Genomic DNA, 14,596 nt, shown 5'->3' with positions numbered 1-14,596 from the left:
GGGAGGGGGAAAAACGGGAGGCCGGATGTCACCGGGCGGGAGCCTGGGCTTGCGCTTGGGCTTGGGCTGAGGTTTGGGTCTGAGGGGCGGGCTGGCCGGCCGGCTTGCGGTACCAGATGGCGTAGATGGCGCCCAGCAGCAGCAGGAAGGGCAGGCCGGTGAGCACGGTCAGGCGGAACACGTCGGTGAACAGCGTGGACACCAGGGCGGCCAGCATCAGCGCCGCGCCCAGCAGCGTCAGCACCGGAAAGCCCCACATGCGAAAGGCCAGCGGCTTGTTGCCCTGGCGCACCCAGTGGATGCGGAAGAACAGGTGGGTCACGAAAATCATGAACCACGTGAACATGGCGCCGAACATGGCCACGGCCATCATCAGCATGAAGGACTGCTCGGGATTGATGATGTTGAACAGCGTGGCCACGGCAATGCCCAGGCAGGACAGCAGCAGCGCCGGCAGCGGCACGCCGCGCGAGTTCACGCGGCCCAGCACGGCGGGCGCATGGCCGGCGCGCGAGAGGCTGAACATCATGCGGGTGGTGATGTACAGCTGGCTGTTCATGGCCGACAGGGCAGCCACCAGCACCACGAAATTGACCACGCTGGCCGCGCCGGGCAGGCCGATGATCTCCATCACCTTCACGAAGGGGCTGCCGTCCTTGCCGGCGGCCGACCACGGCACGATGGCCAGCATCAGCGCAATCGTGGCCAGGTAGAACACCACCAGGCGCACCATGGTGGAGCGGAAGGCGCTGGTGACGGCGCGCTGCGGGTCCTTGGCCTCTCCGGCGGCCACGGCGATCATCTCGATGCTCAGGTAGCTGAAGATGGCGATGATCACGCCCACCCAGGTGCCCCACAGGCCGTTGGGGAAGAAGCCGCCGTTGTTGACGTAGTTGGCAAAGCCCACGCCGGCCGGGCGGGTGCCGAACACCACCCAGGCGCCGACCACGATGAAGGCCACGATGGCGATGATCTTGATCATGGAGAAGCTGTACTCCACGGCGCCGAAGGCCTTGACGCTCATCATGTTCACGCCGATCAGCGCGCCCGAGAAGATCACCACCCAGGCCCAGCGCGGCACCTCGGGGAACCAGTAGCCCATGTACAGGCCCACGGCCGTCACCTCGGTGCCCACGGCCAGCACCACGCAGGCCCAGTAGGCATAGCGCACCACGAAGCCGGCCCAGGGGGCGATGTAGTGCTCGGCATAGGCGCCGAACGAGCCCGAGGTCGGGTGGGCCACCGTCATCTCGGCCAGGCAACCCATCAGCAGCAGCGAGATCACCGCGCCGATGGCATAGCTGATCAGCACGCTGGGCCCGGCGAAGCCGATGGCAAAGCCGCTGCCCAGGAACAGGCCGGTGCCGACGGCACCGCCGATGGCGATCATGGTCATCTGTCCGGCGGACAGCTGCTGTTGGAGTCCGGCTTCGCGCTGGACGATGTCTTCGAAGGCTGGCATGGGTTGTTGTCTCCGTTGCTGTGGGGGGCTTCGGAGGCGGATGCTAGTTACGGCCTTCGCAGGGCGTTTAGTAGTTATCCCTAAATGCGCTTGATCTTGGATAAGTTATTCTGTGAAACATGAATTCATAGGTGGTTTATGTCAATCGAGATCGACAGAACGGACCGGCTGCTGATCCGCGCCTTGCAGGACAACGCGCGGCTGACCTCGGGCGAATTGGCGCAACGCGTGCACTTGTCGCAATCGCCGTCGTGGCGGCGCATCAAGCGGCTGGAGGATGAGGGCGTGATCACCGGCTACCACGCCGCGCTGAGCCGGCGCGCCATCGGCTTTGGCGTGCTGGCCTTCGTGATGGTGGGCATAGACCATCAGAACGAGGAGTCATCGCGCCACTTCCAGGAAGCGGTCTGCGCCATTCCCGAGGTCGTGATGTTCCACGGCATCTCGGGGCCGGAGGACTTCCTGCTGGTCGTCGTGGCGCGCGATCTCGATGCCTATTCGGACCTGCTGCTCACCCGCCTGCACCGGCTGCCCGGCGTGCGCCAGGTGCACACGCATTTCTCGCTGCAGGAGTTCAAGGGGCAGTTGGCGGGGCTGCCCGTGGAATAGCGGCTGGTGGTGGCGGCTGTTGGCGCCTGGCTGGTTGCTACAGCAGGCCGCTGTCCAGCGCCTGCATGCCATGGCGCACGCGCACGCGGTTGCAGGCATCGCTGCCGGCCGCAAATTCGCGGCAAGGCGAGGGCCGCCACTCGTAGATGCCGCAATGGGCCTTCTCGCCCACCTTGCCCACCAGCGCTGCGCAGCGCGGGCGCGACCAGTCCGTGCCGCGCATGCGGCAGGTGTAGTCGGTGACTTCCTCGATCAGCCCGGCCGGCACGCGGCCGCCATGCTCCTGCGACTCGTGCACGGAAAAGTCCACGCGAAACGATGCGCAGCAGGCGCCGCAGCTCAGGCAGGGATGGGTCATGGCGTGGGCAAGCAGGTGCAGGTGCGGATCGTGGGAGCGCGATTGTCGCGCGCACGCGTGCGGGGCGCCTGGAACCGGCCAAAAACCATGACGGCCATTTGGCAAGACCCTGCCTCTTACTCCGATACCATGCGCGGGCTTCCCACGGGGATTCGATCAAAATCAAAATGAGAATAAAAATCAGTTGATACAACACGCCATGCATTCGATGAATCCCGGGACGGACGCCACGGCTCCGTCCGCGCTGTCCGCGCCTCCCAGCTCTCCAAGCCCGGCCACCGCTGCGGCCATCACCCTGGATGCGCTGCCGCGCCAGGTTCCGGCGCGCGTGGTCGAGCTCCATGCGGCGCGCGACACGGCCGAGCAGGAACTGCTGCTGCGCCTCATGGAAATCGGTTTCCTGCCGGGCGAGCCCGTTCGCATCCTGGCCGCAGGCTTTCCGGGCGACGACCCGCTGGCCGTGCGCGTGGGCCAGGCCACGTTCGCGCTGCGCCGCCATGAGGCGGCCCTGGTGCGCGTGGCACCTGAGGCGGTGGCATGAGCGCGTCGTCCTCTCCCAAACTCATCCAGCCGCTGCAGCCTGCCCAGGGTGGCGGCGGCAGCGGTGATTCCGCACTGCGCCTGGCCTTGCTGGGCAACCCCAACTGCGGCAAGACAGCCTTGTTCAACCTGCTGACCGGCGCACGCCAGAAGGTGGCCAACTACGCGGGCGTGACCGTGGAGCGCAAGGAAGGCTGGCTGAGCACGGCCAGCGGCCGGCGTGTGCGCGTGCTGGACCTGCCGGGCACCTACAGCCTGCACGCCCACAGCGAGGACGAACGCATCACGCGCGACATCGTCTCGGGCCGCCACGCGCGCGAGGCGCCTCCCGAATTGCTGGTCTGCGTCACCGACGCCACCCATCTGCGCCTGAACCTGCGCCTGGTGCTGGAAGCCCAGCGCCTGGGCCTGCCCATGCTGCTGGTGCTGAACATGAGCGACATGGCCAGGCGCCAGGGCATCGATATCGACCGAGAGGCGCTGTCACGCGCCCTGGGCATGCCCGTGCTGTCCACGGTGGGCGTGCGCCAGGACGGCGCGCGCGAACTGCTGCAATGGCTGGACGGCCCCGAAGCCCGCGCCCTGGCGGCGCCGCAGCTGCAGGCCCCGGCCCGCCCGGGCGATGCGCGCGAGCAGGTGCTGGCCCTGCACCAGCAGGTGGCCCGCATCATGGCCGACTGCGTCAAGGAACCCGTGGTGGACACCCGGCGCGATGACCGCATCGACGCCGTGGTGCTGCACCCGCTGTGGGGCATGCTGCTGCTGGCGGCCACGCTGTTCCTGATGTTCCAGGCCGTGTTCAGCTGGGCGCAGCCGCTGATGGACGGTATCGAGGGCGGCATCTCGGCCGTCTCGGCCCTGGTCAACGAGCACATGCCCGAAGGCGCGCTGCGCAGCCTGCTGGCCGACGGCGTGATCGCGGGCACCGGCGCCGTGCTGGTCTTCCTGCCGCAGATCCTGATCCTGTTCCTGTTCATCCTTGCGCTGGAGGACTCGGGCTACCTGCCGCGTGCCGCCTTCATGCTGGACCGCATCATGGGCAAGGTCGGCCTGTCGGGCCGCTCCTTCATTCCGCTGCTGTCCAGCTTCGCCTGCGCCGTGCCCGGCATCATGGCCACGCGCTCCATCACCAGCTGGCGCGACCGCCTGGTGACCATCATGATCGCGCCGCTGATGACCTGCTCGGCGCGCCTGCCGGTCTATGCGCTGCTGATCAGCGCCTTCATTCCCGAGCGCACGGTGGGCGGCCTCTTCAACCTGCAGGGCCTGGTGCTGTTCGCGCTGTACGTGGCCGGCATCGCCAGCGCCATGGCCGTGGCCGGCGTGGCCAAGTTGGCCGGCCGCAGCGCCGGACCCACGCCGCTGCTGATGGAGCTGCCCTCCTACCGCTGGCCCAGCCCGCGCAGCCTGGCCCTGGGCCTGTACGAGCGCGCCATGATCTTCCTGCGCCGCGTCGGCGGCATCATCCTGACCGTGAGCATCGTGCTGTGGTTCCTGGCCAGCTACCCGGCGCCGCCCGATGGCGTCACCGAAGCGGCCATCCGCTACAGCTTTGCGGGCCGCATCGGCGGCTGGCTGGAGGTGGTGCTGGCGCCGATCGGCTTCAACTGGCAGATCGCCATCGCCCTGGTGCCGGGCATGGCCGCGCGCGAGGTGGCCGTCAGCGCCATGGGCACGGTCTATGCCCTGTCCGCCGCCAGCGACGAGGCCATGGCCGAGCAACTGGGCCCGCTGATCGCCCACACCTGGTCTATGGCCACGGCACTGTCGCTGCTGGCCTGGTTCGTGTTCGCGCCCCAGTGCATCTCCACGCTGGCCGCCGTGCGGCGCGAGACCAACGGCTGGCGCTATCCGCTGCTGATGACCGGCTATCTGTTCGCGCTGGCCTACCTTGCCAGCTTCATCACCTACCGCGTGGCCATCGCATTGGGCGCGGGCTGAAAGGAACAAGCACCATGTGGCAGAACATCATCGTCGGGTTGATCGTGGCCCTGGCCGGCATGTCCCTGGTCTGGCGCTATCTGCCTGCGCGCTGGCGCCAGAAGGCCGGGCAGATGCATCCGGCACTGGCGCCCAAGGATGCGGGCGGCTGTGGCGGCTGCAGTGCCTGCGGCGGGGACAGTTGCGCACCGGACAAGCGGGTGCCGTAAGGCCACGGCCCGAACTTCCGCCGGGAAAAAAGAATGCCTGCAGGCGCAAAGCCTGCAGGCATTCTTTTTTGAGCGGACTGCGTTGTCAGTTCGGCTGGCGGCCCAGCAGCAGGTATTCCATCAGAGCTTTCTGCACATGCATCCGGTTCTCCGCCTCATCCCAGACCACGGACTGCGGCCCGTCGATGACCTCGGCCTCCACTTCCTCGCCGCGATGGGCGGGCAGGCAGTGCATGAACAGGGCATCGCCACGTGCGGCGGCCATCATTTCGGCGTCCACGCACCAGTCGGCAAAGGCCTTCTTGCGGGCTTCGTTCTCGGCCTCGTAGCCCATGCTGGTCCACACGTCGGTGGTCACGAGGTCGGCGCCCTTGCAGGCGTCCAGCGGGTCCTTGAAGACCTTGTAGCAGCCCTCGCGCGGGGTCTTGCCGCCAAAGGCCAGCTTCTCGTCCACCTCGTAGCCGCCCGGCGTGCTGACGTGGACGGTGAAGCCCAGCAGGTCGGCCGCCTGCAGCCAGGTGTTGGCCATGTTGTTGCCGTCGCCGACCCAGGCGACGGTCTTGCCCTGGATCGAGCCGCGGTGCTCGATGAAGGTGAAGATGTCGGCCAGGATCTGGCAGGGGTGGAACTCGTTGGTCAGGCCGTTGATGACGGGCACGCGCGAGTATTCGGCAAAGCGCACGATCTTGTCCTGGCCATAGGTGCGGATCATCACCAGGTCGGTCATGCGGCTGATGACGCGTGCGCTGTCCTCGATGGGCTCGGCGCGGCCCAGCTGGCTGTCGCCCGTGGTCAGGTGGACCACCGAGCCGCCGAGCTGGTACATGCCCGCCTCGAAGCTCACGCGGGTGCGCGTGCTGGCCTTCTCGAAGATCATGGCCAGCGTGCGGTCGCTGAGCGTGTGGTGCTTTTCGTAGCCCTTGAACTTCTTCTTGATCAGGGCCGCGCGTTCGAGCACATAGGCGTACTCGTCGGCCGTGAAGTCGGAAAACTGCAGATAGTGCTTGATGGCAGTCATAGGCAGGTACTCATTCGGACAGGAATTGCACGATCAGGGGCTTGAGCTTGGCGACCACTTCGTCGGCTTCGGCCTCGGTCATGATCAGCGGCGGCACCAGGCGCACCACGGTGTCGGCGGTCACGCTGAACAGCAGGCCGGCTTCGGCGCCACGGCCCAGCAGGGCGCCGCAGGGCTTGTTCAGCTCGATGCCGATGATCAGGCCCTGGCCGCGCACATCGACCACGCCCTTGACGTCGGCCAGTTCCTTTTGCAGCGTGGCCTTCAGGTGGTCGCCCACCTTGGTGGTGTGGGCCAGCAGGCCGTCCTCTTCCATGATGCGGATGGTTTCGATGCCCGCGCGCATGGCCAGCGGATTGCCGCCGAAGGTGGAGCCATGGTTGCCCGGCTGCAGCACGGTGGCCGCCTTGCCATGGGCCACGACGGCGCCGATGGGCACGCCCGAGCCCAGGCCCTTGGCCAGGGTCATCACGTCGGGGACGATGCCGGCCCACTGGTGGGCGAACCACTTGCCCGTGCGGCCCATGCCGGCCTGGACTTCGTCGAACATCATCAGCCAGCCGTTGACATCGCACAGTGCGCGCACCTGCTGCATGTACTCGATGCGCATGGGGTGCAGGCCGCCTTCGCCCTGGATGGGCTCCATCATCACGGCCACCACGTCGGGGTTGCCGGCCGTGGCCTTCTGGAGCGCCTCGAAGTCGTTCACCGGCACGCGCAGGAAGCCGTCGAGCAGCGGGCCGAAGCCGTCGCGCACCTTGGGGTTGCCCGTGGCCGTCATGGTGGCGATGGAGCGGCCGTGGAAGGCATGCTCGTAGACCACGATCACCGGCTTGGCGATGCCCTTGTCCACGCCGTACTTGCGCGCGATCTTGATGGCGGCCTCGTTGGCCTCCAGGCCCGTGCTGCAGAAGAAGACATTGGTCATCTTCGAGCGCTCGGTCAGCAGCTTGGCCAGCGTTTCCTGGCCGGGCACGTGGTAGTAGTTGGAGGTGTGGATGAGCTTGGCCACCTGGTCCTGCAGCGCAGGCACCAGCTTGGGGTGGTTGTGGCCCAGCGTGTTCACTGCAATGCCGCCCAGCGCATCGAGGTACTGCTTGCCGTTGACGTCCCACACGCGGCAGCCCTGGCCTCGCTCCAGAGCGATCGGTACGCGGCCATAGGTGTTCATCACGTGGGGCGAGGCAGCCTCAATGAAAGCGGTCATTGCAAAAATCTCCTGAGCTGGAAAGTAAACGGCATCCGGGCGTTGCCGCCGCAGATGCCTGAAAAACAGCGAAGCCCGATTCTAGGGGCCGCGCGATGGCCTACCGTTGCGGTTTGCGCATCACAGCCATGCAATGAACCTACGCCACACTTGGGTAGTGCGCTGCAACAAGGCCTCAGCTCTTATATAAGAGATAAAATGCCGGCTTGGCCTGCTGGCAGCGATCCTGCCTGTGGGCTCTGACTTTTTTGAAGGACTTGCGCAAGCAGGATGTGGCAGGGCGCCGTGCCCCTTGGCAGGTCGCCTGTGTTGTTCCTTGTTGCGCAAGTCGTATTTTGGCGTGCATCCTGATGGTCTCTCCCTCCAGCAAAGAACTGTTCATCCAGGGCATCACCCACGAAGGCAAGACTTTCCGGCCCAGCGACTGGGCTGAGCGGCTGGCAGGCGTCATGAGCCAGTTTCGCCCCGGTGGTGCCCAGCGCGGCAGCCACCTGAGCTACTCGCCCTGGTGTGTTCCCACAACGCTCAATGGCGTCAAGTGCGTGGTCGTGCACCGCGACCTGCGCGACTACGAGCCCATGGCCTGGGATTTCTGCCTGAACTTCGCCAAGGACAACAACCTGCAGGTTGCCGAGGCCTGCCTGATACCGGACGAGCCGGCCCGCTGAGGCCGGCTTCTTTTTTTTGCGGGTCGTTCCCGTCCGATGTGAAGCGCGCCTGGGGTGCGTTTTTTTTCGCCTGTGCTCCGGAGAGCGAGGCTTTTTTGGTGGATCCTGTGGATGCAGGAGCATCGTTCAGGCACAAAAAAACCGCCCGAAGGCGGTTTTCTCGTTCGCTGACAGCGCACCCGTTACAAACGGCAGATGGCCGGAGCCATCCGTGCGGTTGCCTAATTGGATTAGGCGGCGGCCAGGGCCTTGACCTTGGCGGACAGGCGGCTCTTGTCGCGAGCGGCCTTGTTCTTGTGGAAGATGCCCTTGTCGGCGATCGTGTCCAGAACGGATTGGGCTGCGGCAAACAGTTCGGTTGCCTTGGCCTTGTCGCCAGTCAGAACGGCCTTTTCGACCTTCTTGACGGCGGTGCGGTACTTGGAACGCAGCGAGGTGTTGGCTGCATTGAGCTTGGTGTCCTGGCGGACGCGCTTGCGGCCGGAGGCGAGACGGGGGTTCTTCTTTGCGGGCTTGGATGCCATGATATGTATTCCTAGTGTCTGAGGATGTTGTCGGCGAAGCGCGGGATTATAGCACGCGGCCCGGACAGGGCCTTGAGGGCCCAGGCCGCACGGGCCCGCCTGTTGCAACGGAGTGCAAGAGCGGCCAGGCCCGCCTGGCGCGCCGGCCGGCGGGGCATGCCAGCGCATACACTCCCCACGGTGTCACTGTTCAAAGCCGCCTCCACCGTTTCCCTGCTGACGCTGGCCTCCCGTATCACCGGGCTGGTGCGCGATCTGCTCATGGCCTCCATGTTCGGAGCCAATGCGCTGACCGATGCGTTCAATGTCGCCTTCAGGATTCCCAATCTCTTTCGGCGGCTGTTCGCCGAGGGTGCTTTCAGCCAGGCCTTCGTGCCGGTGCTGGCCGCCAGCAAGGCCAAGGAGGGGGACGAGGCCACGCGCACGCTGATCTCGCACGTGGCCACGCTGCTGTTCTGGGTGCTGCTGGTGACCTGCGTGCTGGGCGTGGTGGGCGCGCCGCTGCTGGTCTGGCTGCTGGCCAGCGGCCTGCGCCAGTCGCCCGAGGGCTATGACGCCGCCGTGCTGATGACACGCTGGATGTTCCCCTACATCGGCTTCATGTCGCTGGTGGCGCTGTCGGCCGGCGTGCTCAATACCTGGCGGCGCTTTGCCGTCTCGGCCGCCACGCCGGTGCTGCTGAACCTGGCCATGATCGCCGCCGCCTTCTGGGGCGCGCCCTGGCTGCAGGCGCGCGGCATCGAGCCCATCTATGCCATGGCCGGTGGCGTGATGCTGGGCGGCGTGCTGCAGCTGGCGGTGCAACTGCCTGCGCTGGCGCGCCTGGGTCTGCTGCCGCGCATCGGCTTTTCGCCAGCTGCGCTGCGCGAAGCCTGGGCCGAGGCCGGCGTGCGCCGCATTCTCAAGCTGATGGCGCCGGCCTTGCTGGGCGTGGGCGTGGCCCAGGTCTCGCTGATGATCAACACCCAGATCGCCTCCTATCTGCAACCGGGCAGCGTGACCTGGCTGTTCTATGCCGACCGGCTCATGGAGTTTCCGACGGCGCTGCTGGGCGTGGCGCTGGGCGTGGTGCTCACCCCCCAGCTGGCCGCTGCCAAGGCGGCCGACGACTCGGAGCGCTACTCGGCCATGCTGGACTGGGGGCTGCGCCTGGTGGTGCTGCTGTCCGTGCCGTGCGCCGTGGGCCTGCTCACTTTTGCCGAGCCGCTGGTGGCCACGCTGTTCCACCGCGGTGCGCTGCAGGACAGCGACGTGGGCCAGATCGCCCTGGCGCTGGTCGGCTACGGCGCAGGCCTGGTGGGCCTGGTGGCCATCAAGGTGCTGGCGCCAGGCTACTACGCCAGCCAGGACATCCGCACGCCCGTCAAGATCGCCATCGTGGTGCTGGTCATCACCCAACTGCTCAACCTGGTCCTGGTGCCCTTCATGGCGCATACCGGCCTGGCGCTGTCCATCGGCCTGGCGGCCCTGGTCAATGCGGGCTGGCTGCTGTGGGGTCTGCTGCGCCGGGGCGTCTACCGTCCCAAGCCGGGCTGGGGCCGGCTGGGCTTGCAGGTGGTCGCGGCCAGCAGCCTGCTGGCCGTGCTGCTGACCTGGGGCAGCCAGCATTTCGACTGGATCGCGCTGCGCGCCAACGGCTGGCAGCGTGCGGGCCTGCTCGCCGCGCTGATGGCCGCCTCGGTGCTGCTGTACTTCGGTGCGCTGTGGGCGGCGGGGCTCAAGCTGCGCGCACTGCTGCGGCGCTGAGAGGCATCGCCCAAACCCGCATAATTGCAGGCTTGGGCGCTGCAATATACAAAGCATCATGAGCTGGAGTTACGAAGACACGCCAACGGCCCTGCAATACTTTGCAGCGCTGGTGCAAAGCGATGACCACCTGCCGTTGATGGAGGCGGCAATCAGCATCGCCCAGGATGCCGTGCCCGATCTCGACCTGCAGGCGGCCAGCGCCGAGCTGGACCGGCTGCAGGTGCGCCTGCTACAGCGCCTGGCCGGCGAAACCGATTCCCTGCAGCGCCTGCGCGTGCTCAACCAGTTCTTCTATGGCGAGCTGGGTTTTGGCGGCAATCTCAACGATTACTACGACCCGTCCAACAGCTACATCCACCACGTGCTGCAGACGCGGCGCGGCATTCCCATCAGTGTGGCGCTGATCTGGCTGGAGCTGGCTGCGGCCATCGATCTGCCGGCACAGGGCGTGAGCTTTCCCGGGCATTTCCTGGTCAAGCTGCGCCTGCCCCAGGGGCAGGTGGTGATGGACCCGCTGAGCGGTGAATCCTTCTCGGCCAACAGCCTGGCCGAGCGGCTGGAGCCCTTCTGGCAGAACGCCGGCCTGTCCGCCGAGGAGGCGGCTCCGCTGGGCATGTACCTGCAGGGCGCATCGCCGCGCGACATCCTGGAGCGCATGCTGCGCAATCTGCAGGAGATTCACCACGCGCGGCGCGACTGGCCGCTGCTGGTGGCCGTGCTCAACCGGCTGGCCGTGCTGCGGCCCGACATGCCGGAGATCTTCCGGGACCGGGGGCTGGCCTATGCGCAATGGGGAGTGACCGAGCGTGCGCTCGAAGACCTGGAGCGCTTCCTGCATTCCCAGCAGGGCGCGCAGGCCGTGGCCGTGCGCGAGGTGATCCGGCGGCTCAGGGGCCTGTAGCGGCAACCTCCAGGGTCGGAGCGCTGCTCAGACCAGCCGGACGGCTTCCAGCTCTTTCTTGAGATAGGCGTAGAACAGTGGCGCCGCCACCAGGCCTGCGGGGCCGAACACCGACTCGGCCACGAACATCACGGCCAGCAGCTCCCACACGCCCATGTGCGTGCGCTGGCCCACCACCTTGGCGTTGATCACGTACTCGGCCTTGTGAATCAGGATCAGAAAGCCCAGGCAGGCCGCGGCGGCCACCGGGGAGACCGACAGCCCCACGATGGTGATCACCGCATTGCACAGCAGGTTGCCCACGATGGGCACCAGGCCCGCGATGAAGGTCAGCGTGATCAGGGCTGGCGTGTAGGGCAGGGTCAGGTTCCAGTGCGGCAGCACGCCCAGCAGGAAGATGGCCGTCAGGAAGGTGTTGAAGGCCGCAATCCAGAACTGCGCCGCCACGATCTGGCGGAAGGCCAGCCCCATGAGCCGGATGCGTTCGCGCAGCGCAGCCACCAGGGGCGGGCGGCGCGTGGTGATGGGGCGCACGGCGGCCAGCGCGCCGATGATCAGGCCCACATAGGCGTACAGCAGGCCGGTAAGCCAGGCGCGGCCCGCATGGGCCAGGGCACCGGCCTTGGCCGCCAGGTAGCTGGCCAGCAGGTGCTGGATTTCCTGCGCGCCGTCCGGCAACTGGTCGGCCATGTCGGCGGGCAGCTTGTCACGCAGCTCCAGCACCGTGTGGGCCAGATAGTCGAGCAGCTCGCGGTACTGCTGCGGCGCGTCGGTGATGTAGGTGCGTGTATGCGAGAGCGCGCCGCTCAGCAGGGCCAGCGGCGCAAGAATGACGATGGTGGCTGCCACCAATTGGGTCCAGCGCGGCAGCGAGCCGCGCCGGGCCTTGGGCTGGGCCCGTGCCAGCAGCCCGGCAAGGGCGCGCGTGACCAGAAAGCCCACGCAGACACAGAGCATGCCCGGCAACAGGCCCTGCCACATGATCAGCAGCAGGGCGCCTGCCATCAGCACATAGCTGGAAAGCGTCACGCCGCGCGTGGGCGCGGGCTGCGGGGAGATGATGGGCGAGGGCAGGTGCTGGGTCATGCGCTGCGGGCCCGTGGTCAGCGGACCTCGACAGGCTCGCCCTCGCCGCGTGCGGCGATGCGTCCGATGGTGTAGACCGTCTCGCCCAGCTGCTTGAGCGTGGCGGCCGTGGCTTGGGCAGCTTCGGCGGGCACGACAACGACCATGCCGATGCCGTTGTTGAAGGTGCGGTTCATTTCCACGGCGTCGATGCCCGCCGTCTTCTGCAGCCAGGCGAACAGCTCGGTCTGGGGCCAGCTGCCGGCATCCAGGTGGGCGGCCAGGCCTTCGGGCAGCACGCGGGGGATGTTCTCCAGCAGGCCGCCGCCGGTGATGTGGGCCAGCGCCTTGATGGGATGCTGCTCCAGTGCGGCCAGCACGTTCTTCACGTACAGGCGCGTGGGTTCCATGATGGCCTGCTTGAACGGCTTGCCGTCCAGCGATTCGGGCAGGCTGCCCTGGGCTTCGGCGCGCTCGATGCACTTGCGCACCAGGGAGAAGCCATTCGAGTGCACGCCGGCCGAGGCCAGACCCAGCACCACGTCGCCTGCGGCCACGCTCTGGCCCGTGAGGATCTTGGATTTTTCGACGGCGCCGACGGCAAAGCCCGCCAGGTCGTATTCGCCGGCCGGGTACATGCCGGGCATTTCGGCGGTTTCGCCGCCGATCAGTGCGCAGCCCGACAGCTCGCAGCCGCGTGCAATGCCGCCGACCACGGCAGCGGCCGTGTCCACGTCCAGCTTGCCGCAGGCGAAATAGTCGAGGAAGAACAGGGGCTCGGCGCCCTGGACCAGCACGTCGTTGACGCTCATGGCCACCAGGTCGATGCCCACGGTGTCGTGCATGTTCCACTCGAAGGCCAGCTTGAGCTTGGTGCCCACGCCATCGGTGCCCGAGACCAGCACGGGTTCCTTGTAGCGCTTGGGCACCTCGAACAGCGCGCCGAAGCCTCCGATGCCGGCCATCACGCCTTCGCGCATGGTCTTCTTGGCCAGCGGCTTGATGCGCTCGACCAGCGCATCGCCAGCGACGATGTCGACGCCGGCGTCTTTGTAGGAAATCGGGGTAGAGGAGGGGGCAGAAGAGCTCATGGATGGGTACGGTGCGGTAGGCCCGATGCCGGGCTGGAACCCTGGGATTCTACGGCGCCGGCCGCCGGCAGGCGCGCGCGCCAGTGGGCTTCGAGGGGGCTTTCGTTGCACATGCGGGCCGGCTGCCGCCGTGCCGGGCGCCGCGCAGACTAAAATCCCTCGTCCGCCCGGGAGCTCCCGGGCGTTGTCCGCCTTGCCGCAGCGCTGCGCCGAGGCGGGCCTGTCTTTGCTCTCAACCCAATGCCGTTGCCGATTCCTCTGCCTGCTTTTGCCGCATGGACCCGCCTGGATACAGGAAAGGGGGCGCTGCGCGTATGTCGCAGATGAAGCAGCTGGCTCTGGATATCAGCATGGCGTCGAGTCCGACGCTGTCGCGCTTTTTCGTCGGTCCCAATGCCGCAGTGATCGATCATCTGCGCCACTGGGTGGGCGACGGCCGCATGCAGACCGCCCGCACGCCGGTGCCCACCTATCTTTGGGGCGAGTCGGGCTCGGGCAAGACCCACCTGCTCAAGGCCGTGCGCGAGGCGCTGCGCGAGCAGGGCGCCATGGTGGGCTGGATGGATGCATCCACCCTGTTCCCGCCGCCGTTCGACGAGCGCTGGGCGGCGGTGCTGATGGACGACGTGGACATCTACACTCCGCTGCAGCAGGCGCGGGCCTTCAACTGGTTCGTGAATGCGACGAGCCCGGCCACGGGCTCGCCGCGCTGGGTGCTGGGAGCCGGCCCCCTGCCGCCGGCCGACCTCAAGCTGCGCGAGGATCTGCGCACGCGGCTGGGCTGGGGCCATGTGTTCCAGCTGCAACTGCTCGATGAAACCGCGCGCCGCGCGGTGCTGCGCCAGGAGGCCGATGCCCGTGGCGTTTTTCTGGGCGACGATGTGATGGACTACATGCTCAAGCGCTTCTCACGCGACCTGGGCAGCCTGATGCAGCTGCTCGACATGCTCGACGGCTTTGCGCTTCGCAACAAGCGCGCCATCACCATTCCGTTGCTCAAGACGATGCTGGAAACCGAATGAGCCCACATTCTCGTGTGGGCAGGGACTGCGGGAGCCGGCGGAGCCTGCGTTGCAAGGGCAGCGCGGGACCCATTTTTTTAGGATATGCATGACCTCTGATCAGAAGCAACTCCGGCCCCGGCTGGCGTTGTTCGACCTGGACCATACGCTGCTGCCGCTCGATTCGGACTACGAGTGGGGCGAGTTCACGACGCGCATCGGCTGGACTGCATGCGCTGCAGCGCGCCCAGCA

At 67.0% G+C, this 14,596-nt stretch carries 15 protein-coding genes and 1 pseudogene; 9 read left to right on the top strand and 7 right to left on the bottom strand.

Going from position 1 to position 14,596, the window contains the following annotated elements; translation table 11 throughout:
- Positions 1-28 precede the first annotated feature (28 nt).
- Positions 29-1,462 (bottom strand): amino acid permease, encoded by a 1,434-nt coding sequence (locus ACM14_RS26215; RefSeq protein WP_065347797.1) that lies wholly within the window; start codon positions 1,460-1,462, stop codon positions 29-31.
- A gap of 138 nt (positions 1,463-1,600) precedes the next feature.
- Between ACM14_RS26215 and ACM14_RS26210 the strand changes: the two genes are divergently transcribed.
- Positions 1,601-2,071 (top strand): Lrp/AsnC family transcriptional regulator, encoded by a 471-nt coding sequence (locus tag ACM14_RS26210; RefSeq protein WP_012204096.1) that lies wholly within the window; start codon positions 1,601-1,603, stop codon positions 2,069-2,071.
- A gap of 37 nt (positions 2,072-2,108) precedes the next feature.
- Here the strand turns inward: ACM14_RS26210 and ACM14_RS26205 are convergent, their stop codons facing one another.
- Complete coding sequence (locus ACM14_RS26205; protein ID WP_034391185.1) at positions 2,109-2,429, bottom strand: YkgJ family cysteine cluster protein; 321 nt, start codon at positions 2,427-2,429, stop codon at positions 2,109-2,111.
- Positions 2,430-2,628: 199 nt separating this feature from the next.
- Between ACM14_RS26205 and ACM14_RS26200 the strand changes: the two genes are divergently transcribed.
- The 3 genes from ACM14_RS26200 to ACM14_RS26190 are packed head-to-tail and all read left to right on the top strand — an operon-like array spanning position 2,629 to position 5,119.
- The gene (locus ACM14_RS26200; RefSeq protein WP_043824050.1) at positions 2,629-2,970 is read left to right on the top strand and encodes a FeoA domain-containing protein; all 342 of its coding nucleotides are present in this window, start codon (positions 2,629-2,631) and stop codon (positions 2,968-2,970) included.
- Positions 2,967-4,910 carry a ferrous iron transporter B gene (locus ACM14_RS26195; protein WP_065347796.1) on the top strand — a complete coding sequence of 648 codons (1,944 nt, stop codon included), beginning with the start codon at positions 2,967-2,969 and terminating at the stop codon, positions 4,908-4,910. The genes ACM14_RS26200 and ACM14_RS26195 overlap by 4 nt, the downstream gene beginning before the upstream one ends.
- Before the next feature lie 14 nt (positions 4,911-4,924).
- Positions 4,925-5,119 carry a hypothetical protein gene (locus ACM14_RS26190; protein WP_065347795.1) on the top strand — a complete coding sequence of 65 codons (195 nt, stop codon included), beginning with the start codon at positions 4,925-4,927 and terminating at the stop codon, positions 5,117-5,119.
- 85 nt (positions 5,120-5,204) lie between these two features.
- Here the strand turns inward: ACM14_RS26190 and argF are convergent, their stop codons facing one another.
- Positions 5,205-6,137, bottom strand: a complete 933-nt coding sequence (gene argF / locus ACM14_RS26185; protein ID WP_012204101.1) for an ornithine carbamoyltransferase — start codon at positions 6,135-6,137, stop codon at positions 5,205-5,207.
- Between the two features lie 10 nt (positions 6,138-6,147).
- The gene (locus ACM14_RS26180) at positions 6,148-7,344 is read right to left on the bottom strand and encodes an aspartate aminotransferase family protein (protein WP_065347794.1); all 1,197 of its coding nucleotides are present in this window, start codon (positions 7,342-7,344) and stop codon (positions 6,148-6,150) included.
- 350 nt (positions 7,345-7,694) lie between these two features.
- Here ACM14_RS26180 and ACM14_RS26175 point away from each other — a divergent pair, with 350 nt between their 5' ends.
- Complete coding sequence (locus ACM14_RS26175; protein WP_012204103.1) at positions 7,695-8,012, top strand: DUF3579 domain-containing protein; 318 nt, start codon at positions 7,695-7,697, stop codon at positions 8,010-8,012.
- A 230-nt stretch (positions 8,013-8,242) separates the two neighbouring features.
- Here the strand turns inward: ACM14_RS26175 and rpsT are convergent, their stop codons facing one another.
- The gene (gene rpsT / locus ACM14_RS26170; protein WP_034398277.1) at positions 8,243-8,539 is read right to left on the bottom strand and encodes a 30S ribosomal protein S20; all 297 of its coding nucleotides are present in this window, start codon (positions 8,537-8,539) and stop codon (positions 8,243-8,245) included.
- 177 nt (positions 8,540-8,716) lie between these two features.
- Here rpsT and murJ point away from each other — a divergent pair, with 177 nt between their 5' ends.
- Positions 8,717-10,282, top strand: a complete 1,566-nt coding sequence (gene murJ / locus ACM14_RS26165) for a murein biosynthesis integral membrane protein MurJ (protein WP_065347793.1) — start codon at positions 8,717-8,719, stop codon at positions 10,280-10,282.
- A gap of 58 nt (positions 10,283-10,340) precedes the next feature.
- Positions 10,341-11,186 carry a SirB1 family protein gene (locus ACM14_RS26160; protein ID WP_013803659.1) on the top strand — a complete coding sequence of 282 codons (846 nt, stop codon included), beginning with the start codon at positions 10,341-10,343 and terminating at the stop codon, positions 11,184-11,186.
- A gap of 27 nt (positions 11,187-11,213) precedes the next feature.
- On the opposite strand, the gene ACM14_RS26155 is transcribed toward ACM14_RS26160, so the two are convergent.
- Together ACM14_RS26155 and purM are read right to left on the bottom strand one after the other, a co-directional pair.
- Positions 11,214-12,272, bottom strand: a complete 1,059-nt coding sequence (locus ACM14_RS26155; RefSeq protein WP_012204107.1) for an AI-2E family transporter — start codon at positions 12,270-12,272, stop codon at positions 11,214-11,216.
- A 17-nt stretch (positions 12,273-12,289) separates the two neighbouring features.
- On the bottom strand, positions 12,290-13,342 hold the full coding sequence (purM, locus tag ACM14_RS26150; RefSeq protein ID WP_013803658.1) for a phosphoribosylformylglycinamidine cyclo-ligase: 1,053 nt from the start codon (positions 13,340-13,342) through the stop codon (positions 12,290-12,292).
- Positions 13,343-13,665: 323 nt separating this feature from the next.
- Between purM and hda the strand changes: the two genes are divergently transcribed.
- On the top strand, positions 13,666-14,364 hold the full coding sequence (hda, locus tag ACM14_RS26145; protein ID WP_026062235.1) for a DnaA regulatory inactivator Hda: 699 nt from the start codon (positions 13,666-13,668) through the stop codon (positions 14,362-14,364).
- An 88-nt stretch (positions 14,365-14,452) separates the two neighbouring features.
- Positions 14,453-14,596 (top strand): annotated as a pseudogene (locus tag ACM14_RS32560) (haloacid dehalogenase-like hydrolase); the annotation flags it as partial.

Source organism: Delftia sp. JD2 (assembly GCF_001682645.1).
In the GTDB taxonomy this organism is placed as follows: Bacteria; Pseudomonadota; Gammaproteobacteria; order Burkholderiales; family Burkholderiaceae_C; genus Comamonas; species Comamonas acidovorans.
Note: the sequence above shows the minus strand (reverse complement) of the source record. Positions and strands in the feature narration are given on the sequence as shown.

Excerpts from the sequence above, each read along its gene's own strand:
- ACM14_RS26215 (WP_065347797.1), bottom strand. The coding sequence starts at position 1,462 with ATGCCAGCCTTCGAAGACATCGTCCAGCGCGAAGCCGGACTCCAACAG.
- ACM14_RS26210 (WP_012204096.1), top strand. The coding sequence starts at position 1,601 with ATGTCAATCGAGATCGACAGAACGGACCGGCTGCTGATCCGCGCCTTG.
- ACM14_RS26205 (WP_034391185.1), bottom strand. The coding sequence starts at position 2,429 with ATGACCCATCCCTGCCTGAGCTGCGGCGCCTGCTGCGCATCGTTTCGC.
- ACM14_RS26200 (WP_043824050.1), top strand. The coding sequence starts at position 2,629 with ATGCATTCGATGAATCCCGGGACGGACGCCACGGCTCCGTCCGCGCTG.
- ACM14_RS26195 (WP_065347796.1), top strand. The coding sequence starts at position 2,967 with ATGAGCGCGTCGTCCTCTCCCAAACTCATCCAGCCGCTGCAGCCTGCC.
- ACM14_RS26190 (WP_065347795.1), top strand. The coding sequence starts at position 4,925 with ATGTGGCAGAACATCATCGTCGGGTTGATCGTGGCCCTGGCCGGCATG.
- argF (WP_012204101.1), bottom strand. The coding sequence starts at position 6,137 with ATGACTGCCATCAAGCACTATCTGCAGTTTTCCGACTTCACGGCCGAC.
- ACM14_RS26180 (WP_065347794.1), bottom strand. The coding sequence starts at position 7,344 with ATGACCGCTTTCATTGAGGCTGCCTCGCCCCACGTGATGAACACCTAT.
- ACM14_RS26175 (WP_012204103.1), top strand. The coding sequence starts at position 7,695 with ATGGTCTCTCCCTCCAGCAAAGAACTGTTCATCCAGGGCATCACCCAC.
- ACM14_RS26160 (WP_013803659.1), top strand. The coding sequence starts at position 10,341 with ATGAGCTGGAGTTACGAAGACACGCCAACGGCCCTGCAATACTTTGCA.
- ACM14_RS26155 (WP_012204107.1), bottom strand. The coding sequence starts at position 12,272 with ATGACCCAGCACCTGCCCTCGCCCATCATCTCCCCGCAGCCCGCGCCC.
- purM (WP_013803658.1), bottom strand. The coding sequence starts at position 13,342 with ATGAGCTCTTCTGCCCCCTCCTCTACCCCGATTTCCTACAAAGACGCC.
- hda (WP_026062235.1), top strand. The coding sequence starts at position 13,666 with ATGAAGCAGCTGGCTCTGGATATCAGCATGGCGTCGAGTCCGACGCTG.